32 protein-coding genes are annotated in these 18,233 nt (G+C 50.8%); all 32 read left to right on the forward strand.

Annotated elements, in window-relative coordinates:
• Positions 1–27 precede the first annotated feature (27 nt).
• The gene (locus ACCC84_RS10230; RefSeq protein ID WP_371901848.1) at positions 28–879 is read left to right on the forward strand and encodes a phage replication protein O; all 852 of its coding nucleotides are present in this window, start codon (positions 28–30) and stop codon (positions 877–879) included.
• Positions 876–1,577 carry a replication protein P gene (locus ACCC84_RS10235; protein WP_371901850.1) on the forward strand — a complete coding sequence of 234 codons (702 nt, stop codon included), beginning with the start codon at positions 876–878 and terminating at the stop codon, positions 1,575–1,577. Before ACCC84_RS10230 ends, ACCC84_RS10235 begins: the two co-directional genes overlap by 4 nt.
• A 181-nt stretch (positions 1,578–1,758) precedes the next feature.
• Positions 1,759–1,983: a hypothetical protein gene (locus ACCC84_RS10240; protein WP_371901852.1), complete on the forward strand. Its 225-nt coding sequence runs from the start codon at positions 1,759–1,761 to the stop codon at positions 1,981–1,983.
• Positions 1,984–1,998: 15 nt separating this feature from the next.
• Positions 1,999–2,466, forward strand: a complete 468-nt coding sequence (locus ACCC84_RS10245) for a recombination protein NinB (RefSeq protein WP_371901854.1) — start codon at positions 1,999–2,001, stop codon at positions 2,464–2,466.
• Positions 2,466–3,014 carry a phage N-6-adenine-methyltransferase gene (locus tag ACCC84_RS10250; protein ID WP_371901856.1) on the forward strand — a complete coding sequence of 183 codons (549 nt, stop codon included), beginning with the start codon at positions 2,466–2,468 and terminating at the stop codon, positions 3,012–3,014. The genes ACCC84_RS10245 and ACCC84_RS10250 overlap by 1 nt, the downstream gene beginning before the upstream one ends.
• Positions 3,011–3,187, forward strand: a complete 177-nt coding sequence (locus tag ACCC84_RS10255) for a NinE family protein (RefSeq protein WP_187961515.1) — start codon at positions 3,011–3,013, stop codon at positions 3,185–3,187. The genes ACCC84_RS10250 and ACCC84_RS10255 overlap by 4 nt, the downstream gene beginning before the upstream one ends.
• A gap of 127 nt (positions 3,188–3,314) precedes the next feature.
• Positions 3,315–3,653, forward strand: coding sequence for a phage protein NinX family protein (locus tag ACCC84_RS10260; protein ID WP_371901857.1), 339 nt, complete (start codon positions 3,315–3,317; stop codon positions 3,651–3,653).
• Positions 3,654–4,006: 353 nt separating this feature from the next.
• Positions 4,007–4,126: a protein NinF gene (locus tag ACCC84_RS10265; protein WP_371901901.1), complete on the forward strand. Its 120-nt coding sequence runs from the start codon at positions 4,007–4,009 to the stop codon at positions 4,124–4,126.
• On the forward strand, positions 4,119–4,409 hold the full coding sequence (locus tag ACCC84_RS10270) for a DUF1364 domain-containing protein (protein WP_371901858.1): 291 nt from the start codon (positions 4,119–4,121) through the stop codon (positions 4,407–4,409). The genes ACCC84_RS10265 and ACCC84_RS10270 overlap by 8 nt, the downstream gene beginning before the upstream one ends.
• A complete protein-coding gene (locus tag ACCC84_RS10275) occupies positions 4,406–4,768 on the forward strand; it encodes a RusA family crossover junction endodeoxyribonuclease (protein WP_371901859.1) in 363 nt (120 codons plus the stop codon). The genes ACCC84_RS10270 and ACCC84_RS10275 overlap by 4 nt, the downstream gene beginning before the upstream one ends.
• 190 nt (positions 4,769–4,958) lie before the next feature.
• Positions 4,959–5,561: a DUF1133 family protein gene (locus tag ACCC84_RS10280; RefSeq protein WP_371901860.1), complete on the forward strand. Its 603-nt coding sequence runs from the start codon at positions 4,959–4,961 to the stop codon at positions 5,559–5,561.
• A 225-nt stretch (positions 5,562–5,786) separates the two neighbouring features.
• The gene (locus ACCC84_RS10285; protein ID WP_046897129.1) at positions 5,787–5,963 is read left to right on the forward strand and encodes a type II toxin-antitoxin system HicA family toxin; all 177 of its coding nucleotides are present in this window, start codon (positions 5,787–5,789) and stop codon (positions 5,961–5,963) included.
• A gap of 45 nt (positions 5,964–6,008) precedes the next feature.
• The gene (locus ACCC84_RS10290) at positions 6,009–6,416 is read left to right on the forward strand and encodes a type II toxin-antitoxin system HicB family antitoxin (RefSeq protein WP_371901861.1); all 408 of its coding nucleotides are present in this window, start codon (positions 6,009–6,011) and stop codon (positions 6,414–6,416) included.
• Between the two features lie 181 nt (positions 6,417–6,597).
• The gene (locus tag ACCC84_RS10295; protein ID WP_371901902.1) at positions 6,598–6,951 is read left to right on the forward strand and encodes a phage holin, lambda family; all 354 of its coding nucleotides are present in this window, start codon (positions 6,598–6,600) and stop codon (positions 6,949–6,951) included.
• Positions 6,938–7,582 carry a glycoside hydrolase family 19 protein gene (locus ACCC84_RS10300; RefSeq protein WP_371901862.1) on the forward strand — a complete coding sequence of 215 codons (645 nt, stop codon included), beginning with the start codon at positions 6,938–6,940 and terminating at the stop codon, positions 7,580–7,582. Before ACCC84_RS10295 ends, ACCC84_RS10300 begins: the two co-directional genes overlap by 14 nt.
• Positions 7,570–8,031, forward strand: coding sequence for a magnesium transporter CorA family protein (locus tag ACCC84_RS10305; RefSeq protein ID WP_371901863.1), 462 nt, complete (start codon positions 7,570–7,572; stop codon positions 8,029–8,031). The genes ACCC84_RS10300 and ACCC84_RS10305 overlap by 13 nt, the downstream gene beginning before the upstream one ends.
• Positions 7,943–8,173, forward strand: a complete 231-nt coding sequence (gene lysC / locus ACCC84_RS23760; protein ID WP_443096493.1) for an Rz1-like lysis system protein LysC — start codon at positions 7,943–7,945, stop codon at positions 8,171–8,173. Before ACCC84_RS10305 ends, lysC begins: the two co-directional genes overlap by 89 nt.
• A gap of 36 nt (positions 8,174–8,209) precedes the next feature.
• The gene (locus ACCC84_RS10310) at positions 8,210–8,407 is read left to right on the forward strand and encodes a hypothetical protein (RefSeq protein WP_371901864.1); all 198 of its coding nucleotides are present in this window, start codon (positions 8,210–8,212) and stop codon (positions 8,405–8,407) included.
• Between the two features lie 182 nt (positions 8,408–8,589).
• Positions 8,590–9,114, forward strand: a complete 525-nt coding sequence (locus ACCC84_RS10315; protein ID WP_371901865.1) for a KilA-N domain-containing protein — start codon at positions 8,590–8,592, stop codon at positions 9,112–9,114.
• Positions 9,114–9,494, forward strand: a complete 381-nt coding sequence (locus ACCC84_RS10320; RefSeq protein ID WP_371901866.1) for a hypothetical protein — start codon at positions 9,114–9,116, stop codon at positions 9,492–9,494. Before ACCC84_RS10315 ends, ACCC84_RS10320 begins: the two co-directional genes overlap by 1 nt.
• A 217-nt stretch (positions 9,495–9,711) precedes the next feature.
• Positions 9,712–10,287 (forward strand): terminase small subunit, encoded by a 576-nt coding sequence (locus ACCC84_RS10325; RefSeq protein ID WP_261154203.1) that lies wholly within the window; start codon positions 9,712–9,714, stop codon positions 10,285–10,287.
• Complete coding sequence (locus ACCC84_RS10330) at positions 10,274–11,614, forward strand: PBSX family phage terminase large subunit (protein ID WP_371901867.1); 1,341 nt, start codon at positions 10,274–10,276, stop codon at positions 11,612–11,614. Before ACCC84_RS10325 ends, ACCC84_RS10330 begins: the two co-directional genes overlap by 14 nt.
• Positions 11,615–11,623: 9 nt before the next feature.
• Entirely contained in the window at positions 11,624–12,871 is a 1,248-nt protein-coding gene (locus ACCC84_RS10335; protein ID WP_371901868.1) for a phage portal protein, read from the forward strand.
• 2 nt (positions 12,872–12,873) lie between these two features.
• The gene (locus tag ACCC84_RS10340; RefSeq protein WP_371901869.1) at positions 12,874–13,680 is read left to right on the forward strand and encodes a phage head morphogenesis protein; all 807 of its coding nucleotides are present in this window, start codon (positions 12,874–12,876) and stop codon (positions 13,678–13,680) included.
• A 12-nt stretch (positions 13,681–13,692) separates the two neighbouring features.
• The gene (locus tag ACCC84_RS10345; protein WP_371901870.1) at positions 13,693–14,793 is read left to right on the forward strand and encodes a DUF2213 domain-containing protein; all 1,101 of its coding nucleotides are present in this window, start codon (positions 13,693–13,695) and stop codon (positions 14,791–14,793) included.
• Positions 14,793–15,305 (forward strand): structural cement protein Gp24, encoded by a 513-nt coding sequence (locus ACCC84_RS10350; protein ID WP_371901871.1) that lies wholly within the window; start codon positions 14,793–14,795, stop codon positions 15,303–15,305. Before ACCC84_RS10345 ends, ACCC84_RS10350 begins: the two co-directional genes overlap by 1 nt.
• Positions 15,306–15,316: 11 nt before the next feature.
• On the forward strand, positions 15,317–16,255 hold the full coding sequence (locus tag ACCC84_RS10355; protein ID WP_371901872.1) for a DUF2184 domain-containing protein: 939 nt from the start codon (positions 15,317–15,319) through the stop codon (positions 16,253–16,255).
• A 32-nt stretch (positions 16,256–16,287) separates the two neighbouring features.
• The gene (locus tag ACCC84_RS10360; RefSeq protein WP_371901873.1) at positions 16,288–16,485 is read left to right on the forward strand and encodes a hypothetical protein; all 198 of its coding nucleotides are present in this window, start codon (positions 16,288–16,290) and stop codon (positions 16,483–16,485) included.
• Positions 16,485–16,892 (forward strand): DUF4054 domain-containing protein, encoded by a 408-nt coding sequence (locus ACCC84_RS10365; RefSeq protein ID WP_371901874.1) that lies wholly within the window; start codon positions 16,485–16,487, stop codon positions 16,890–16,892. The genes ACCC84_RS10360 and ACCC84_RS10365 overlap by 1 nt, the downstream gene beginning before the upstream one ends.
• Positions 16,877–17,344 (forward strand): hypothetical protein, encoded by a 468-nt coding sequence (locus tag ACCC84_RS10370; RefSeq protein WP_371901875.1) that lies wholly within the window; start codon positions 16,877–16,879, stop codon positions 17,342–17,344. Before ACCC84_RS10365 ends, ACCC84_RS10370 begins: the two co-directional genes overlap by 16 nt.
• Positions 17,341–17,688, forward strand: a complete 348-nt coding sequence (locus ACCC84_RS10375) for a hypothetical protein (RefSeq protein WP_371901876.1) — start codon at positions 17,341–17,343, stop codon at positions 17,686–17,688. Before ACCC84_RS10370 ends, ACCC84_RS10375 begins: the two co-directional genes overlap by 4 nt.
• On the forward strand, positions 17,681–18,229 hold the full coding sequence (locus tag ACCC84_RS10380; RefSeq protein ID WP_371901877.1) for a phage neck terminator protein: 549 nt from the start codon (positions 17,681–17,683) through the stop codon (positions 18,227–18,229). The genes ACCC84_RS10375 and ACCC84_RS10380 overlap by 8 nt, the downstream gene beginning before the upstream one ends.
• Positions 18,230–18,233: the final 4 nt, after the last annotated feature.

The following is an 18,233-nucleotide window of genomic DNA, read 5'->3' on the forward strand; positions in this document are numbered from 1 at the left end:
ACGAAACAGAATCAGTCAGGAGGTCACATGGCCGACCTGTCCAATGGGTATACCAAGGTCGCCAATGAGATACAGAAGCTAAAGCCTCGCCTGAGAATGTCAGGCAGGGAGTGGCAGTGTTTTGAAGCGGTGATATGGCTCACTTATGGATGGAATAAAAAACAGGACAGGGTAACGAACACCGTGATCGCTGAGCTGACAGGGCTAAGTGATACGCATGTTTCTGACGCTATCAAGGCTCTCGCAGAACGACAAATCATCTTCAGCCAGAAGCAAGGGATGATGAAATTGGTCGGGGTAAATACCGAGCTTTCCGCATGGATTTTAGACAAACCGGAAACGGGAAGAAAATTCCCGAAAACGGGAAAATCCTTCCCGAAAACGGGTAAAAGGTTCCCGGAAACGGTAGACACCCAATACAAGAACAAGAACAGTATTAAAAAGACTTCGTCCGAGAATTCTGGCGAATCCTCAAACGACCGCTTGGAGAAGTTTCTATCAGCCCATCCAGATGCGTTTGTCTACTCACCCACTGGTGCTAAGTGGGGAACCGAAGACGACGAGAAAGCTTGTCGTTGGATGTACAGCCAAATCCTCACAGTCAACGCCGCGGCCAAGGAACCAACCTGGTCAGACTGGGCGAACGTGGTTCGACTGATGAGGCAGCAGGATGACCTCACCCACAAAGAAATCTGTGAAGTTTTCCGTTGGGCTAACCGAGATAGCTTCTGGTGTTCAAACATCCTTTCCCCTGCAAAGCTCCGAGAGAAGTGGGGCACGCTACAGACCCAGAAGGGACAACCAAACCGCAAGCAACGTATTGACGCCGAGCCAGTACCACACTGGAACAGCCAAGAGTCGTGGGAGGAATTCATATGAGCAAGCAACTGATGACCGCCATAGCCAACCGTGACGGAGCGAAGCTAGCGACGATGTACGGCGGCCAACCGGCCAACCTGAAAAGCATAGTTAATCCGGAAGCTGAAAAACTGGTAGACGCGCTATTTCGACAGCTCAAACAGGTATTCCCTGCAGCCAGCCAGACCAACCTGCGCAGCGAATCGGATGAATCAGCCGCCAAGAAGCAGTGGATCGCCGCATTCGCAGAGAACGGGATACGCAGCCGTGAGCAACTATCTGCAGGCATGCAACACGCTCGCTCCAGTGAGTCGCCGTTTTGGCCGTCACCCGGGCAATTCATCGCATGGTGCAAGCAGGGTGCTATTCGTGCATCTGGATTACCGGACGATGCTGAGCTGTACGAGATGGTGATGAACTACAGCGCACGACGAGGACTCTACGACACTCCGGAGGCTTTCCCATGGCAGAGCAACGCAGCCTACTGGATGGTGACGAAGCTCTACAGCGAAATGAGAGGGCTTAACCTGGCTGAGTCGGAACTCCGCAAGCGGTGTGCCAAGGAACTTTCTGCAATGTCGAAACGAATCGAGGCTGGCGAACAAATCCCTGCGCCGGTGGTGCAAATCCCCAGGCTGCACATCCCTGTCAGCAACGAGAAGGGGCTGGATAAAATAGCCGAGCTCCGCAAGAAGCTAAACATGCCGAGGAAATCATGAATATCACCCCCGATGACTACGAAGTGATCAACCAGTACGCAGGCTGCGATCGCTCATGGCATGACCGAGTTAGCACCAAGGATGGTGTATCAAAGCACCTGGAGTATTCCAAGATGATTGCCCACCTGGCGATAATCACAGCTAGGAACGAAAGCCGCGCTGTCAAAAAGGGAGGCCGAGAGTGCTAGGTCCTTATATTCAGCATCAAATCCGCCAGAAAGAACAGCAAGAGTCTGACCACCGAATTAACACCCTTTGCAAGCTTCCACAGAACACCTTCGCGGCGATTTACGCAGATTGCGAACCGGTATGGGCTGGAAGCAGATACAACGGCGTGTATTACACCGAGTGGGAAATTTATGCAGCTTCGCTGAAGCGTGACGAAGGTTACGAAGCGTTCATGTGAGCAAAGGAGATAACCATGGATAAACAGGTCTTCTACTTACGAAGCCCACAGATACGACAGAACCTGATAGAGCACATCAAAAACCTACCGCTAGACCAGTCAAAGCCAATCGAAGTCGAAGTATCCCCACCAAAACGAACGCTTTCACAGAACCGCAAGATGTGGCCACTGCTGCATGACCTTGCGCTGCAAGTCGTTTGGTATGGAGAGCGATACGACGAAGACGACTGGAAGGACATGATCACCGCGCTTGTAGCCAAGACCCAGAAACAGGAGCAGCGAACCGCACCAGGCATTGGCGGCGGTGTTGTGATGTTCGGCCAGCGCACTAGCAAGATGCGGGTAGGGCAGATGGTTGATGTTATCGAGGCAATCTACTGGTTCGGTACTGAGCAGGGCGTGAAGTTCAGTGATGAATCCCGCGAGCGCATAGAGTGGGCGCAACGCTGGGGTGAGGCAAACAAACAGAAACAGGTGGCGTAATGAGTGACTACACGGGAAGTAACACCCCAGTTGAGATACGTGATCTATGGAGAACTCCGCTAGAACTGTATGCAGCGCTGGATGCTGAGTTCAATTTTGTAGGCGATGTGGCAGCAAGCCATCTCAATCATCTTCATCCGGCGTTCCTGACCAAAGAGGATGACGCATTGTCTGCAGACTGGTTTCATTCATTCGGTGCAGGTTATCTGTGGTGCAACCCTCCATATAGCGACATCACTCCATGGGTCACCAAAGCCATTGAAGCCGCATTCAATGGTAATGGCGTGGTGATGCTGGTACCGGCTGATCCCTCTGTCGGTTGGTTCAAACTCGCCAGGGAGCATGCAACAGAAATCAGGTTCATCACTGGAGGACGTATATCGTTTGTAAGGGCGGATACCGGCGTATCGGTGAACGGAAATAACAAAGGCTCGATGTTAATCATCTTCAACCACATGCGACGCGGTGCCGGGCTGACAAGCTTTGTCGATCGGGATGGGCTTATGAACTATGGCGCAACATCGATAAAGTTGGGGATGGCATCATGACACGAAGGCGTAAATCAGTCTGGGACAGACTAGAAGAGAAGCTGATATTCAAACCTACAACCCGCACTCCCCGCAAGAAGCAACCAGCCCCTGCCGAAGTTAAAACCCTAAATTATACCGCGACCTTAGCCGACAGCATGTGGTTGCGTCGTCGCGCACGGAGAAAGCCATGAGGAAGTTTATTGAGACGCTAATGGTCATTTTCATAACCAGCACGGTCGCTGGGTTCGGATTCGTAGGTGGCGGGGTTGCTTTCTGGGGATGGATTAAATTCTTAAGCAAGTTATGGGAGTAATAGGCATGATCGATTATAGCGCAATGAGTGACCAGCAAATTAACGAGTTGGTAGCGATAGCATTAGGAGAAAAAGTAGGAGACCCAGTTAACGGCCAGCAGCTGGTTATGGTCGACGGAGAAAAAATATCTTCATCATTTGACCCATGCAACAGACCATCAGATGCGTGGCCAATAATCGAGGCTAACTACATCAGCATCTGCTTTGACGGAATCTCATGGGAAGCGCACTCAGCCCTATCTGAAGTTAATTACGAATCTTGGAAAACGCATCCTTATCAACCTTTAAGGCTGGCAATGATTGTTTTCCTAATGATAAAGGAGGCGGATAAATGCTCATCATAGCCATATTGGCCTGCGCTTACTGCTTTGTGGCTGGCCAGTCCTTCGAGTTCCTCAGCAAGAACGAGCCAAGCCTAACGACGGTTAAATCATTACTGCTTAGCCTCTCATGGCCCGGCAATGTCGCCATGTTTCTGCTGATGAGGTGCGTGCGATGACCAACAAGCCGCACAAATTTGATTCTGTCATTGTAATTATTTTTCACTTAATAAAGAAAAAAAGGAAGGCATACGCCCGCCAAACTAGGTGCTACGTGATTTCAGATGATGGGATGAAGTTTCACAAGTCAACAGGGCGAATAGTTGGTGGTGGGCCCATCTCTTTTCGCTTTTATGGAGAGATTGCTCATGACTGAAATGCTATGCGCGGATTGCGGGAAAGAGCTGCAGCCCGAAGAGGTTTATGTATGCGAGTCCTGCGACCAGGAGCAACGCAAATTCATCGACTCAGTGATGGGAGAGGATGACGATGGCTAATCTTCGCAAAGAGGCAAGAGGGCGTGAATGCCAAGTCAGAATCCCAGGGATATGCAATGGCAATAACGAAACTGTTGTTCTTGCACACTGCCGCCTCCCTGGATTGTGCGGCACTGGAATTAAGCCTCCCGACCTAATCGCAGCATGGGCATGTTCTGCATGTCACGACGAAATAGACCGAAGAACCAGACTAACTGATGCTGGTGAGGCTCATGTGGCGCACCTAGAGGGCGTTATACGGACTCAGGCGGCGTTATTGAAAGAGGGTAAGGTGAAAGTGTGACAGAGTATAAAATATCGCTCCCATGGCCTCCCAGTTTGAATACGTACTGGCGGCACAGTAGAGGAAGGCACTACATCAGCGAGAAAGGCAAAGCATACAGGCAGGCAGTGATTCAAACCATCCTACAGCAACACCTCGATATCAAAACCTCAGCACGACTAAAAATCTCAATATCAGCTCATATTCCCGATCGCCGCCGTCGCGACTTAGACAATCTGCAAAAGGCTGTCTTTGACTCGCTGGTTCATGCGGGATTCATGCTGGACGACGAACAGATAGATGATTTCAGGGTTCGGCGGCAAGAGATGGTGAAGGGCGGTCTATTGCTTGTGACCATTTCAGAACTGGAGGCAGCCTAATGTTTACCGATATCTGCGCAGCCATTGAGGAGGCTCGTTTCCTCAGAGCCATGACAGGGCATTCACATGCAGTAATCCAACGCCCTGGAGGAATTATGCATGTCAGGAAAGGTCGTTGCCGAGGTATGCATACGATGTACTCAACCAAGCAAGATAGATTTGCAACAGTGATTACCGATGAGGTGAAAGCATGACAGCAAATGCATGGATTGAGCTGGCAAAAGCCTCACGTAAAAGTTATCTGGGCAGAGAAAGGAAACTAACTCCGATTCAGGATAGGTGGATCCGCTCTGTTCTAAATATGTGGGGAGAATACGCCGGAGGAAACACAGCCCCATCATCAGCATGTGGAGTAATCGGCAGGCTGATGATTTCAACTCATTGGGACGAGAACAGCGGCAACAAAATAATCCAGACAGTGGAGCAACTCTACAAGCTAGGCTATCGCGGAAGCGAGCTGTTCCAGAAAGCCAAGGAGATCGTTAACCCTCGAAACTCATTTGCCAACATCCTGCGTCTCGCCAAAGAAGGGGAAGAAGGCAAATATATCGATGAAGTCATTTGCGAAGCGTTCTGTCAGTCTAGCCCGATCCGCGTGGTATCCATCAAGTATTATTGTGACCGAGAAGACATGCAAAGTATCGCAACTTATCTCCAGCGAGTTTATGCGCCCGGGTTAACTCTGAAGCAATGCATTGACCGGGTAAGATGGTGTCGTGAGTTATTCAGCGAGGTGATGTATGCAAAGTTGGCAACGAACGTGTCGGCAAAAAGTGATAAAATGGCGGCATAATGCAAAAAAACCTGAAATAATATTTGATTTCAGGTTTTGAAAGTGTATATTTGTTTTATGCTCGGACGTCAAAGGCGAATGAGCGATAACTTAAAGGGCTGGCGGAAACGCTGGCCTTTTTTGTTTCAAGAATCTGATAAAAAACCTGCCTGTGGTAAACAAAAATGTTGACTGAGTAAGCAGAAATGTTTACTATAATCACATGTTCAACAGACAGGAGGAGTAGTGAAGCAGAGCGAGTTCAGGCGGTGGCTTGAATCGCAAGGGGTAGAAGTTACGAATGGCACAAACCATTTAAAGCTTCGATACCAAGGCAAGCGAAGTGTGATGCCGAGGCACCCCGGAAGCGAGATAAAGGAACCACTTAGGAAGGCCATAATCAAGCAGTTAGGCCTGAATTAAAACCAGCCCTTCGGGGCTGGTACTCGGAAGCTTCACTAACACGATATGCGATACCCTATAAATCTACAGCCCGACAACGGCGGATATGTGGTTTCGTTCCCGGATATACCGGAGGCGCTAACTCAGGGCGACACGCGAGAAGAGGCGCTGGGAATGGGGCTTGATGCGTTAATCACTGCGTTCGAGTTCTACTTTGAAGATAACCAAAAAGTACCACTGCCTGGTGATGTGGCGGGCGATTACGTGGATGTTCCGCTTAGCGTAGCATCCAAGGTTCTGATGCTTAATGCGTTCATTGAGTCCGGCTTAACCCGTGTTGAGCTGGCCGATCGCATTGGCATTAAGAAGCAGGAAGTGAATCGGCTAATTGATCTGCAACACGCAACGAAAATCGATGCCATACAGCGAGCAATGAAGGCGCTTGGCAAGCGACTAGAACTATTGGTTATCTAAACCAAATCAACTTTCAAAGGCTGCCTCCGGGTGGCCTTTTTTGCATTTAGCCGTCCGCCAATATCAGTCAATCACCTCAAACACCCTCATTGTCTGCGAGTGACTACGGCGCGGCGGCTATTCCTTTCGACTACAGCATGCAGCCCATCCAAACATGGGGGCTTACCCAATGAGACAAGATATGCCAGAGAGACCTGATACCTGGGCGGCGCTGGTTGCCTGGTTGGCGAACCATCGAAACGAGGCCGGGTATTCAGTTCTGGCATTCGTCATGTCAATCCTTGCCACGTCACGGAATAAAAAAGCAATTTGGAGAGATCGGATAGCTGGCGCAACGATGTGCGGCATTCTGTGTTTCTTCGCCCAGCCAACGCTTACGGCGCTATGCGCAATCTTCGGATGGAATTACCCGCCAGAGCTAAGTTGGCCATTCTCGGCTTTCGTCGGTTATATCGGCGTTGATGCGTTGTTTTCGTCCGTACGCAAGCGCGTAGGGTTGGAAGGTGATAGTGGAGGTGCCAATGCTGACAGCTAAGCAATTTCAGCAGGCAACGGGCATTGGGGATTATCAGCGCGATGTTTGGTATCCGCACATCTTCGCAACGATGAACAAATACGGAATCAACACCTCTTTACGTCAAGCGCATTTTCTTGCGCAGGTTGGGCATGAGTCCGGCGGGTTTTCTCGCATACAGGAAAACCTGAATTACTCGGTTTCTGCCTTGCTTAAGTTGTTCGCAAAGCGGATCGGCGCAGAGGACGCTAAACGGCTCGGCCGGCAGGCGGGCGAAAAGGTGGTGCCGAAACTGCGGCAGGAGCAGATAGCCAACATCATTTACGCCAACCGAAACGGCAACGGTGGTGTTAGCTCAGGTGACGGGTACAGATATCGCGGGCGAGGATTAATCCAGATCACCGGGCGGGCAAACTATGCCGCTATGGTAAATCAACTGGGCATCGATATTGTTTCTGACCCTGACGCACTTACAAGCTATGGGCTTGCCGCTGAGTCAGCCGGTGCATGGTGGAAGAATAACGGATTAAATCAGATCGCCGATACGGATGATGTTAGCCGCATCACCCGCATTATTAACGGCGGTACAAATGGATTGGATGACAGGAAATCCCGCTTAACAAAAGCTAAGGGGATTCTATGTTCAGTGTAATCAGCATTATCCGAAATGGCGGTCAATTTATCAGCAGGCACTCCGGTCTGATAGTGGCCGCATTGTTTTGCCTGGCACTGTGGGGCTTGAACGTTCGCAACGGCCAGCTAACAGCAACAAACCAGCGACTGGAACAACTGAATGACCGAAAGGACGATCAGATTAACCAGTTGCGCAGCAAAAACGACGGCCTGGCCGAATCCGTGCTCAGCTTAACAGATGCCGTAAAGCGACAAAATGAAGTCGTGGCAGACGTGGGAGAGCAGCGTTCGATAACAGACCGACAGAACAGGGCGCTACAAAATGAAATCAGGCGTTACTTATCGACTGACAAGTGTGCTTTGCAGCGTGTCCCTGATGATGCTGCTAACCGGCTGCGCGAAAACGCAGACCGAATACGAAGTGGTAAAAGTGGAAAGCCTGCCAATACCGGCCAGTCTCCTGAATGATTGCCTGGTTCCTGACGTACCAGAGGGGATGACCTACGCGGATAGCGTGGCACTGAACGCATCCATGCAGAAAGCTCTGGAAGACTGTAGCAACGAAAAGGCGGCCATCCGCAAGATTGAAGAATCAAGAGCCTCGCAATAGCGGGGCTTTTTATCATTACAACTAAGAGAAAGAAAAATGCTCACTATTAAAACCATCAATTCAGATAAAGATGTTTCAGTTTTCCAGGCGACAGGTGATGTCAGTTTTGTACAGCTGTCGCGAAAAATTTTCTTTCGTGGCTGGTCAGGCGGTGATGAGGAATTGCTGCTTGACGAAGGTGAAGTGGCTTACGTCTGCAACGAGAAGGGCGTGACAGTAGCAATCTTCCAGTAGCAAAACACAGCCTGACTTCGGTCGGGCTTTTTTACACCCGCAGTAACCCTCCGCGCTTTCACCGCGCATCGTAAAACCTGAAGCCATTCACAAAAGCGACCTCTGAGAACTCCATCGAAGCATGGTGAGATCGGGTATGGACGTTCTGGTGAACAGAGGTTTCTTTTTTGAAGGTAATCACCATGCAATATCCAACCGTAATTGTTAATGGCGTATCCGTTAGAGTAGATGAGGAAGGGCGTTATAGCCTGAACGATCTGCATGCTGCGGCTGTTCTGAAAGGAGAAGCAACCGAATCTCAGAGGCCAGGCAACTTCATCAAGAGCGCCCAGATTAAGCGATTTGCTCGAGAATTGAGCGAAGCTACAGAAATAGCTTCGATAAAAACCATTAAGGGCGGCATTGAGTCAGGCGTGTGGGGATTGGAGTTGGTCGCAATACGATACGCAGCATGGCTCAGTCCAAAGTTTGAAATCAGGGTATACAACACATTCCGCGAAGCGGTACTAGGCGGAATATCCAGTATGGCCATGCTTAATCGGCTCGACTTGTTGATAACGAATGAGAAGCAGGAAGTAAGCGAGTGCGCCAGAAAGATGAATAGATGGGGTGTCGGTGGCAGGAAGGGCATGCTAGAAGCCACCCGGCAGAACCTAATCGAACAGATGGATCCAGATATGGTCACAATCATGCAGGGAGTAGCATAATGAACGAGCAGGCAAATAAAGTTCTTGCTGAGATGCTGCAGAAAGCCAGCAGCGGCCTCGACGCGGCAGTGTCGTTCAGTCAAGCGCAGATCCCCGATGTTGTTCACCAGCTACTGGTGTGGAATGCCGTAAGCAGCGCCCTATTCCAGGTGTTTGCTCTGGCGGTATTTATCGGCTACCTACTGACGATAAAGAAAGCCTCCTTAGTGGCAGGTGACTTCAGAAATAAATTCGATGTTGCAGCATCCGTATACCTCGCTGTTGGAGGCGTAGCAGCATTTTCGATGTTTATCGCATTTTGGGGCAATTTCGACTGGCTGAAAATCTGGCTGGCACCAAAGCTATACCTCATCGAGTACGCTGCCGGCCTCATGAAGTAACGATGTAGCATCACGGAAGCCCTTCATAGAGGGCTTTCATCACAGAGCGGCTTTCTGAGGCTGTTGCGTGATGAAGAATCCCCCCGACAAGGATAAGACTGTGTACCCCGCAGGAGGTGATCACGTCTTGCTGGCGGGTAAGCCGCAAGTAGCCAAGCAACTCTGCCAAGCGTGGCGAAGGCTGCGAAACCTAACATGAAATGCAAGAGGAATCGAAATGGAGCTAACTGACTATCAGAAAGCCCTGTTCGATGATCTGACAAAACTACAGCAGAAGTTTGCGTTAGGCATCGTAAAGGGGCTTAGCCAAATAGATGCATATAGACAGGCTAACGGCAAAGCCAAGAAAGATGAAACAGCCAGTGCTTGTGCGAGTGAGATCCTAACCAATCCTAAGGTAAAGGCTTTCATCGACGAAATGAACAAGGAGGCCATCACAAGCGCTGTTATGACGCGACAGGAAGCTCTTGAGCGGCTTTCAGTGATGGGAAGGGCGTCATTGCATGAGATGGTCGAGTTTAGCGAGGTAGAGGCCGGCAAAGACGATAATGGCAATCCTATCGTTCAGGCTGGATGGAGATTTAAGGATTCTGCCATGCAAAACGCCGGATCGCTATCGGCGATATCTGAGCTAACAGCCGGTAAGCGCGGGATATCAATTAAGCTTCACGACCCGAAGGCCGCCATCAAACAGCTTGCTGAATTACAGGGATGGGAGCCGCCGAAAGAGTCGAAACTGACAATCACTGCCACCAAGCCACTATCGGCGCTTTTCGAAGATGACGAAACTTAATCCTGTATTCAAACCGTTCATTAAGCCGCATCGTTACAAGGTGGCAAAGGGTGGGCGTGGTAGCGGGAAGTCATGGTCAATCGCACGCCTGCTTGTTGAGATAGCTCGCAGAGGTTCATATCGCTTCCTGTGCGCTCGTGAGTTTCAGGCCAGTATTGCTGACTCCGTTATCCAGCTGATCGCCGACACTATCGAGCGTGAAGGCTACAACCACGAATTCGAGATTCAGAAGGTCTACATCCGGCACATTGCCACCAACAGCCTGTTTATGTTCTACGGCATAAAGAACAACATCACGAAAGTGAAGTCACTGGAAGGCATTGACATCTGTTGGATAGAAGAGGCCGAGGCGGTGACCAAGGCCAGCTGGGATGTGCTGATACCTACCATCCGTAAGCCCGGTAGCGAGATATGGGTAAGCTACAACCCGAAGAATATTCTTGATGACACGCACCAGAGATTCGTGATTAGCCCGCCGGATGATATTTGTCTGTTAACGGTTAACTGGAACGATAATCCTCATTTCCCTGACGTTCTGCGCCTAGAGATGGAAGAGTGTAAGCGTAAAGACTTTGACCTCTATCAGCACATCTGGGAAGGGGAGCCGGTAGCAGATAGCGACCTGGCGATTATCAAGCCGTCATGGATTGCCGCTGCTGTAGACGCACATATCAAACTCAACTTCACCGCATCCGGCGCTAAGCGAATCGGCTTTGACGTTGCAGATGAAGGCGAAGATAGCAACGCCATCACAATGGCTCACGGCGCAGTAGTAAAAGATGTGCAGGAATGGAGCCGTGGCGATGTCATCGAGTCTGCTAACCGGGTTAACCAGTACGCAGACAGCATTAACGCTGACAAAGTTATTTACGACTCAATCGGTGTTGGCGCTGGCGTTAAAGCTCAGTTAAACCGTATCTCCAAAAGTCAGGTGGAAGGATTCAACGCCGCTGCTGCAGTATTTGAACCAGATCGCGAATACATGCCAGGAAAAACGAACAAAGACATGTTCTCGAATCTAAAGGCGCAAGCGTGGTGGCTGGTAAGACAGCGTTTCTACAACACCTGGAGAGCTATAGAGCATGGCGAAACATTTCCAGACGACAAGCTAATAAGCCTCTCTTCTGAAATAAAAAACCTTGAATACCTCAAGGCTGAATTGTCACGCCCCCGCGTCGATTACGACGGCAACGGCAGGGTGAAAGTTGAGAGTAAAAAGGACATGAAAAAGCGCGGCATACCCTCGCCGAACATGGCCGACTCCTTGATTATGGCCTTTGCGCCAACTTCTAATGCTCTGGCGAGGCTCAAAGCTCTTGCCAGTTAAGGTGAGGCAATGGCTAAACGTAACAATAGACAGCAGAAGAAACACGATAAGCAGGTGCGTACGGACAGTTATCAGAACGTGTTCATGAACATTGGTACTGGTGGTGACCGATCGGCATATAGCCGCGTGCGGATGGCTAACCTGCTAACACGCAGCACGTTGGATAGCATTTACCTCGGTGACGGTTTAGGACGTCGAATTGTTGATGTCGTGGCTGACGAAATGTTTCGCGCTGGATTCACGGTTGAGGGCGCTAACAACGAGCCCGAGATTATGTCTCGCTGGGATGAACTCAACCTGACGCAGCAATACTCCGACGCAGTGGCATGGGCTCGTCTTTATGGCGGATCGCTGATGTTATTCGGCGTAAATGATGGCGGCGACCTGCAATCACAGATTGGTGAGGGCGATCTTGAATTCGTTCGAGTGTACGACAGATACCAGGTGCAGCCTTTCTTGCGAGACGTTAACCCAGAGAGCCTGACGTATGGGGAAATAATCCAGTACCAGATTAACCCTATTTCAGGAACTCCATACTACGTGCATGCCAGCCGTTGCCACATCTTCGACGGTGAACGCTTACCGAACCAAATTCGACATCAGAATCAGGGCTGGGGCGCTTCGTGCCTGCAAGGCATCTATCAGGCACTGACCGACTACGGCATGAGTCATGCACATGCTACAAGCCTTCTTGAGCGCAAGCAGCAGGGTGTTTGGTCGGCTGCTGACCTGGCTGAACTCTGTCAGGACGGTGACGGACGCGAAACGGTTCAGGCTCGCCTTAACATGGTGGACATGACTCGCAGTAACGGAAACACCATCGGCATTGATGCCAACACAGAGAAGTACGAGCTCCTTAACGGCTCGCTTGAAGGTGTGGTTGACGTACAAGACCGCAAGCAGCTGCGAATCTCTGCGCTAACCGGAATTGATGAGCAAATCCTGTTCACCAAAACGCCATCTGGTCAGGGAGCGGATAAAACCACTGTTCCAGAGTCGTGGAAGCAACTGGTCGGACGTAAGCAAAAAGACGAAGCCCGCCCTGCTATTGAGAAAGCCATCAACTTCCTCACTACGGATAAGACCTGGACTATCAAGTTTAATCCGCTATCCGTACCAACAGACAAGGAGCAGGCAGAAACGGCCAATCAGCGCTCACAGGCCGACGAGAGATACTCTCAGCTTGGTTGGGTGAGTAACGATGAAGGCGTCGCAACCCTCAAGAAGCGAGGGTATTACGTCTATTCTGAGGATTAAAGATGGCTAGAGTATGGCTGCATCCCTACGGAGTAGAGCGTGACTACACCAACGCGCTTGTGAAAGCCACCAGGCAGTTCAACGGAGAAATCAACTCAACATACGGTGATATCCGCTTCGATGGATGGCAGGACGACATGGCGGCCATTCTGGCCTATCTGCGCAATGCAGGTAACAGGATATTCCAGCCGGTAATCGAGCGCCTGCCGTCATTCTTCGCGCTGGCCAGTCAGTTTAACGACAAGCAATGGCGCTTAATTGTGAAGGGCGGGACAGGCGTTGACCTTCCTCCATCTCAAGCAATCATCGCCGGACAAACCACAGTGCCTGTTTCATCTGGCGTGCTGGGTGTCGATGCTTATCGCGCTGAGCCGTGGCTTCGAGAAATGCAGGAAATTTGGGTGTCGGAAAACACCCGGCTGATTAAATCAATCCCTGCTGATGAGCTATCTGACATGGAAGGCATCATTCAGCGTGGCGTGATGAACGGTTCAAGCGCAGACACCATTAAGAAGCAGATTCAGGAGCGCTACGGAGTCACTGAGCGACGAGCAAAGTTGATTGCTGTAGACCAGATCGGGAAAGCCAACGCCGCACTAACAAAGCAGCGACAGGCCGATGCCGGGATATCTGGCTATAAGTGGCGTGGTGTTCTTGATGAGCGTGAAAGGCCAGAGCACAGAGCGCGTGAAGGCAACTCGTACAAATGGAATAACCCGCCACCCGATGGACACCCCGGGCAGCCAATCCGCTGCAGATGCTATGCAGAACCTGACTGGACTGGTTCCGTTTTCGATATCGGCGAATAAATAAGGCAAAACATGAAAACAGTATCTCGCTTCGATGTGGGAGAGATTCGTGCGTCCGTAAATGAGGATGGCTATCTGGAGGACGTTCCGGTTGTTGGTCGCATTGGCATCCAGCTATACCGAAATCCAGACGGCTCGGTACGACGCGAGCTGCGCCCGCCGGAAGAAGTATTCAACGCCGACTCATTGGCAAGCTTTAAGGGTAAGCCGATCACCATCGGCCACCCTGGTGCGGTTAACTCACGTAACGCCAAAAAGCACATGGTTGGCACAATTCTTGAGCCGGGCAGACAGGACGGCGACAACGTAAAAGTTCCTGTCATGGTCTACGACGAAAGCGCAATCACATCAGCTACCAGCGGCAAAACAAAGCAGCTATCCCTCGGATACCGGCTCGACCTCGATGAGACGCCGGGAGAGTGGAATGGGCAGCCGTATGACGCAGTTCAACGAAACATCCGCATCAATCATCTCGCCCTTGTATCGAAAGCCCGGGCAGGTGATGTAGCAACCCTGAATCTCGACGGTGATGAAGAAATCACTTTAGACGATGACGACAACCAACCGAAAGGAAAAACAATGCAGAAGATCCGCTTAGACAGCGGCCTTGAATATGACGCAGCCCCTGAAGTGGTTGTTGCATATCAGGCGCTGAAACAGGATGCCGCTGACAAGCAGACCAAGCTTGATGAGGCACAGAAAACTATTTCCACGATCACCGCAGAGCGAGACACGCTCAAATCAGATGCGGCTGACTTCGAAGATAAACTGAAACAGGCTCGAGAAGACGCCGCTGTCACCATCAAGGCGCGTGCAGATCTCGAAGCAAAAGCAGAAAAACATGGCATCAAGTGTGACGGCCTGGACGACATCGCAGTTAGGAAAGCTGTCGTCGCGAAGTTAAAGCCTGCTATGAAGCTTGACGGGAAAGACGACACATACGTCAACGTAGCTTTCGATATGGCTATCGAAGCAGCTCCTATGGAGCAGCAGCGTAAAACCGTTAACCAGGACAAGGCCGAAACTCGCAATGATGCAGCCGAACCGAAGGGATCTGCTGCAGCTCGTCAAAAATATCTCGACCGCCTGCAGGGCAAAAAGGAGACAGCATAATGCCTGTTCAAACTTCATACGATAACGACATGCAGATCGCAATGCCGGGCATGCGTTCGGACTCCACTCACCAGATTACTGATGGTTGCAACGCTGCTCAGGGCGCAATCAAGCCTGGTTACGTCGTTGCGCGTGTATCTACTGCCAATGATAAGCGCGTTGTTAAGCAGGTATCTGCAGCTGGTGACGCCGCTAACCTGATGGGCATTTGCCGATTCAGCCACTATAGCTGCGTTAAGGGTCAATACGACGCAGGCGACGCGGTTAACGTGATGACTTGGGGGCGCATCTGGGCAGTAACCACTCTGACAGCCGCACCAACCATGGGTACGCTGGTAAATGTGCTTACCTCCGGTGCCGACGCCGGAAAGGTGGCAGCGACTGGTGGGTCTCCTGCTCTGGGCTGGGTGATGACCGGCAAGTTCACTACATTCACTGATCACACTGGTACCGCTGTGAATCTGGCAGAAGTACAAATCCGCAACCAGACCGCTGAGCCGGTAGCACCTTAAAAGGAACCATAATGGAACAGATGAATTACGACGAAGCGGATCTGTCCGCTATTGAGCATGGGGCGGCGGCGAATGGCATTCGACTTGATGAAGGTGAATCCATCTTCCTGGCACGTGAGCTGGACTTTGTAAAGTCCAAGGTTTACGAAAAAGAATACCCAGCGCTTACTGCTACCACGCTTTTCCCGGTTACCTCTGAAATCCCGTCATATGCCAAAACGTTCACATACGGCGTATGGGATGCAGTGGGTATGGCGCGGATCATTGCCGACTATGCTGACGACCTGCCAAATGTTGGCGTCAACTATCGTGAAGAAACTGGCAAGGTATTCAGCCTGGGCAACTTCTACGAGTACAGCCTGATGGAAATTCGCGCTTCTCAGGCGACCGGGAAAAACCTGCCCACTCGACTGGCTAACGCTGCTCGCCGCGCTCATGACGTGAAGGTTAATGACCTGGCATTCTACGGTGATGATGATTATCAGATCGTCGGCGTTCTGGATCACCCTAACATCCCGGTAACCACCTCTGCTGGCTGGACAACTGGCGCAATCGCTTCAGGTGAATTGGAAGATGCAGTGTCGGCAATTGAAACCATCACTAAAGGCCTGCATGCGGCTAACGTAATCGCATTGCCGCCAAGCGCCTTCAAAGTACTGTCCAAGCCAATGCCAAACACCAACACGTCTTACATGACCTACTTCAATACCCAATATCCGGGCATGCAGTGGATTCGTGTTAACGAGCTGGAAGACATCGATGGCGCCGGCACTAAAGCGGCACTGGTTATGGAGCGTAGTGCTGACAACGCCTCCATGGAAATCCCGCAGCCGTTTGAGCAGTTGCCGCCACAGGCTAATAACCTGGCATTCAAGATTCCATGTCACAGCCGTGCTACCGGCGTTCAGGTTTACCTGCCGCTGACCATGCACCTCATCAAAGGCATTTAAGAGGCTCCGGCCTCTTTTTTTAAGGAGTATTCATGAAAATTACCAACGCATCAGCGCGGCTCTATTACATCGCAGGTCAGAAGTTGGCACCAGGCCAGACAGCTGAAGTGGATGACTCCTGGAAGGATAACAAATCCGTACAGGTGGCAATCACAAAAGGCGAACTTCGCGTGGCGGATAAAGGCGAAGCGATTACCGCCAGCGCTGTAGAAAAGAAAGGCGCTAAGTAATGAACATCGCCGCATTTGAAGGTCTTACGCCTCTGGAGATATTCCGCAAGCTAGCGCCTGAATTTGCGGCTGTTCCTGATGAGGTTGTTCAAGGTTACATCGATCTAGCTTCATTGTTCATCTGTGAGGGTGAGTACGGTGACGCTTATAACGTTGCTCTGGCTCTCATGGCCGCCCACATCATGGCGTCGCCTGGTGGTTACTCTGATAACGGTTCAACATCATCCGGTCGCATTCTCTCACGCAAGGAGGGTGACCTGGCAATCACATACGGTAACGTGTCCAGTGATTCCAGTTACCTCAGCGGGACGACATACGGAAACCTGTTGCAAATGCTTCGCAAGAAGAAAGGTGGCGGCTTCTCGATAATGACTCGCGGAGTCGTGGGGGGATGCGGGTGTCTGTAAAGATCACCGATAACCGGCGACTCTGGGACAGGTTCAAAAACGAACTGAAAACAGCAGGAAACCGCGAGGTGGTAGTCGGCATACAGAAAGGCGAGGTTCATGAAGGAGTCCTTGTTGCTGAATATGCAACATGGAATGAATTCGGAACAAGAACCACACCCTCCCGGCCGTTCATGCGCACCTATTTTGATACCGGAGTGCAAAGGCTGGAGCGTTTCGCAGTCAATGGCATAAATCAGGTTCTACTGGGTAGAGGAACGTTCAATCAGTTCCTCAACGCCGCTGGCGTGTTCATGGTAGATGGAGTCAAAAAGAGCATCACAAACGGAGCTTGGAGACCGAACGCTCCGCTCACAATAAAGCTCAAGGGGTCATCAAAGCCACTGATTGACTCCGGCACAATGCTCAACTCGGTAACCTTTGCTATCCACAATTACGGGACATCAAAATGAGCAACCCATTCCGCAGACCTTTCAAAGTATTAACGCCTACACCATCAACGCTGGTTAATGGCGTGATTGTTGACGGTATGATGGTTGAGTCTACGACATCATTTAGCGTGCAGAGCATCAAAGACACGCAGGAAATTGAGAGCCTGGAAGCGGGGCGCAGGCTAACTGACTATCGGCGGCTGTATGGTGATGCCAAATTGCAGATTACCGATGATTTCCCGATGGCGCAGCCGGCTCTTGTCGTTATCGACGGGTTCAGCTACGAAGTTAAGCACCGTGAGCCGTGGCAAAACGGCATTGTGTCCCACTACAAATATTATGTGGTAAGGAAGCGCGATGGCTGAAACTACGGTTTACCAGTTCGTTCCTGACGTTGTTGAATCCGCTGCTTATCGTGTCATCTCACAGCTATTACCCATCACTCTGGCATACGCCGATCAGAACAATTCTAGACTTGATCTGCCGTACGCAACCTTAAAAGTATCTTCGAGACTGACTATTGGCCGAGACGAAGAAGGCAAGGTTAATGTGGATGGCATCATGCCAATGCATGGGGTGCGTGAAGGCGTCGTGATGATTAACGTATACGGCGGCAGTGCAAGAGAACACTGCGACAATCTCGTCAATAACATCAGAAAGGTCACGAGTAGGTACCTTATGCGACGAGAGAAATTCGTTATCAGTAACAACGCGGAAGTACAGAACATAACCGGGTTGAGAGACGATGCGAATTTCGAAGCAATGGCAAATGTCGATCTGACCTTCCGCTATACCGGCAAATACACCGACGACGTTGGCCTGATAGAAACCGTTGATGCGACTGGCGACATCGGCGGACACGAAACTCACATCGAAATCGCCGTCACATCACCAGACAATCAATAACGGA

The organism is Serratia odorifera (assembly GCF_041448735.1).
Classification (GTDB): Bacteria; Pseudomonadota; Gammaproteobacteria; order Enterobacterales; family Enterobacteriaceae; genus Serratia_F; species Serratia_F odorifera.

Excerpts from the sequence above, each read along its gene's own strand:
- ACCC84_RS10230 (WP_371901848.1), top strand. The coding sequence starts at position 28 with ATGGCCGACCTGTCCAATGGGTATACCAAGGTCGCCAATGAGATACAG.
- ACCC84_RS10235 (WP_371901850.1), top strand. The coding sequence starts at position 876 with ATGAGCAAGCAACTGATGACCGCCATAGCCAACCGTGACGGAGCGAAG.
- ACCC84_RS10245 (WP_371901854.1), top strand. The coding sequence starts at position 1,999 with ATGGATAAACAGGTCTTCTACTTACGAAGCCCACAGATACGACAGAAC.
- ACCC84_RS10250 (WP_371901856.1), top strand. The coding sequence starts at position 2,466 with ATGAGTGACTACACGGGAAGTAACACCCCAGTTGAGATACGTGATCTA.
- ACCC84_RS10255 (WP_187961515.1), top strand. The coding sequence starts at position 3,011 with ATGACACGAAGGCGTAAATCAGTCTGGGACAGACTAGAAGAGAAGCTG.
- ACCC84_RS10260 (WP_371901857.1), top strand. The coding sequence starts at position 3,315 with ATGATCGATTATAGCGCAATGAGTGACCAGCAAATTAACGAGTTGGTA.
- ACCC84_RS10265 (WP_371901901.1), top strand. The coding sequence starts at position 4,007 with ATGCTATGCGCGGATTGCGGGAAAGAGCTGCAGCCCGAAGAGGTTTAT.
- ACCC84_RS10270 (WP_371901858.1), top strand. The coding sequence starts at position 4,119 with ATGGCTAATCTTCGCAAAGAGGCAAGAGGGCGTGAATGCCAAGTCAGA.
- ACCC84_RS10280 (WP_371901860.1), top strand. The coding sequence starts at position 4,959 with ATGACAGCAAATGCATGGATTGAGCTGGCAAAAGCCTCACGTAAAAGT.
- ACCC84_RS10290 (WP_371901861.1), top strand. The coding sequence starts at position 6,009 with ATGCGATACCCTATAAATCTACAGCCCGACAACGGCGGATATGTGGTT.
- ACCC84_RS10295 (WP_371901902.1), top strand. The coding sequence starts at position 6,598 with ATGCCAGAGAGACCTGATACCTGGGCGGCGCTGGTTGCCTGGTTGGCG.
- ACCC84_RS10300 (WP_371901862.1), top strand. The coding sequence starts at position 6,938 with ATGCTGACAGCTAAGCAATTTCAGCAGGCAACGGGCATTGGGGATTAT.
- ACCC84_RS10305 (WP_371901863.1), top strand. The coding sequence starts at position 7,570 with ATGTTCAGTGTAATCAGCATTATCCGAAATGGCGGTCAATTTATCAGC.
- lysC (WP_443096493.1), top strand. The coding sequence starts at position 7,943 with ATGCTGCTAACCGGCTGCGCGAAAACGCAGACCGAATACGAAGTGGTA.
- ACCC84_RS10310 (WP_371901864.1), top strand. The coding sequence starts at position 8,210 with ATGCTCACTATTAAAACCATCAATTCAGATAAAGATGTTTCAGTTTTC.
- ACCC84_RS10315 (WP_371901865.1), top strand. The coding sequence starts at position 8,590 with ATGCAATATCCAACCGTAATTGTTAATGGCGTATCCGTTAGAGTAGAT.
- ACCC84_RS10320 (WP_371901866.1), top strand. The coding sequence starts at position 9,114 with ATGAACGAGCAGGCAAATAAAGTTCTTGCTGAGATGCTGCAGAAAGCC.
- ACCC84_RS10325 (WP_261154203.1), top strand. The coding sequence starts at position 9,712 with ATGGAGCTAACTGACTATCAGAAAGCCCTGTTCGATGATCTGACAAAA.
- ACCC84_RS10330 (WP_371901867.1), top strand. The coding sequence starts at position 10,274 with ATGACGAAACTTAATCCTGTATTCAAACCGTTCATTAAGCCGCATCGT.
- ACCC84_RS10335 (WP_371901868.1), top strand. The coding sequence starts at position 11,624 with ATGGCTAAACGTAACAATAGACAGCAGAAGAAACACGATAAGCAGGTG.
- ACCC84_RS10340 (WP_371901869.1), top strand. The coding sequence starts at position 12,874 with ATGGCTAGAGTATGGCTGCATCCCTACGGAGTAGAGCGTGACTACACC.
- ACCC84_RS10345 (WP_371901870.1), top strand. The coding sequence starts at position 13,693 with ATGAAAACAGTATCTCGCTTCGATGTGGGAGAGATTCGTGCGTCCGTA.
- ACCC84_RS10350 (WP_371901871.1), top strand. The coding sequence starts at position 14,793 with ATGCCTGTTCAAACTTCATACGATAACGACATGCAGATCGCAATGCCG.
- ACCC84_RS10355 (WP_371901872.1), top strand. The coding sequence starts at position 15,317 with ATGGAACAGATGAATTACGACGAAGCGGATCTGTCCGCTATTGAGCAT.
- ACCC84_RS10360 (WP_371901873.1), top strand. The coding sequence starts at position 16,288 with ATGAAAATTACCAACGCATCAGCGCGGCTCTATTACATCGCAGGTCAG.
- ACCC84_RS10365 (WP_371901874.1), top strand. The coding sequence starts at position 16,485 with ATGAACATCGCCGCATTTGAAGGTCTTACGCCTCTGGAGATATTCCGC.
- ACCC84_RS10370 (WP_371901875.1), top strand. The coding sequence starts at position 16,877 with ATGCGGGTGTCTGTAAAGATCACCGATAACCGGCGACTCTGGGACAGG.
- ACCC84_RS10375 (WP_371901876.1), top strand. The coding sequence starts at position 17,341 with ATGAGCAACCCATTCCGCAGACCTTTCAAAGTATTAACGCCTACACCA.
- ACCC84_RS10380 (WP_371901877.1), top strand. The coding sequence starts at position 17,681 with ATGGCTGAAACTACGGTTTACCAGTTCGTTCCTGACGTTGTTGAATCC.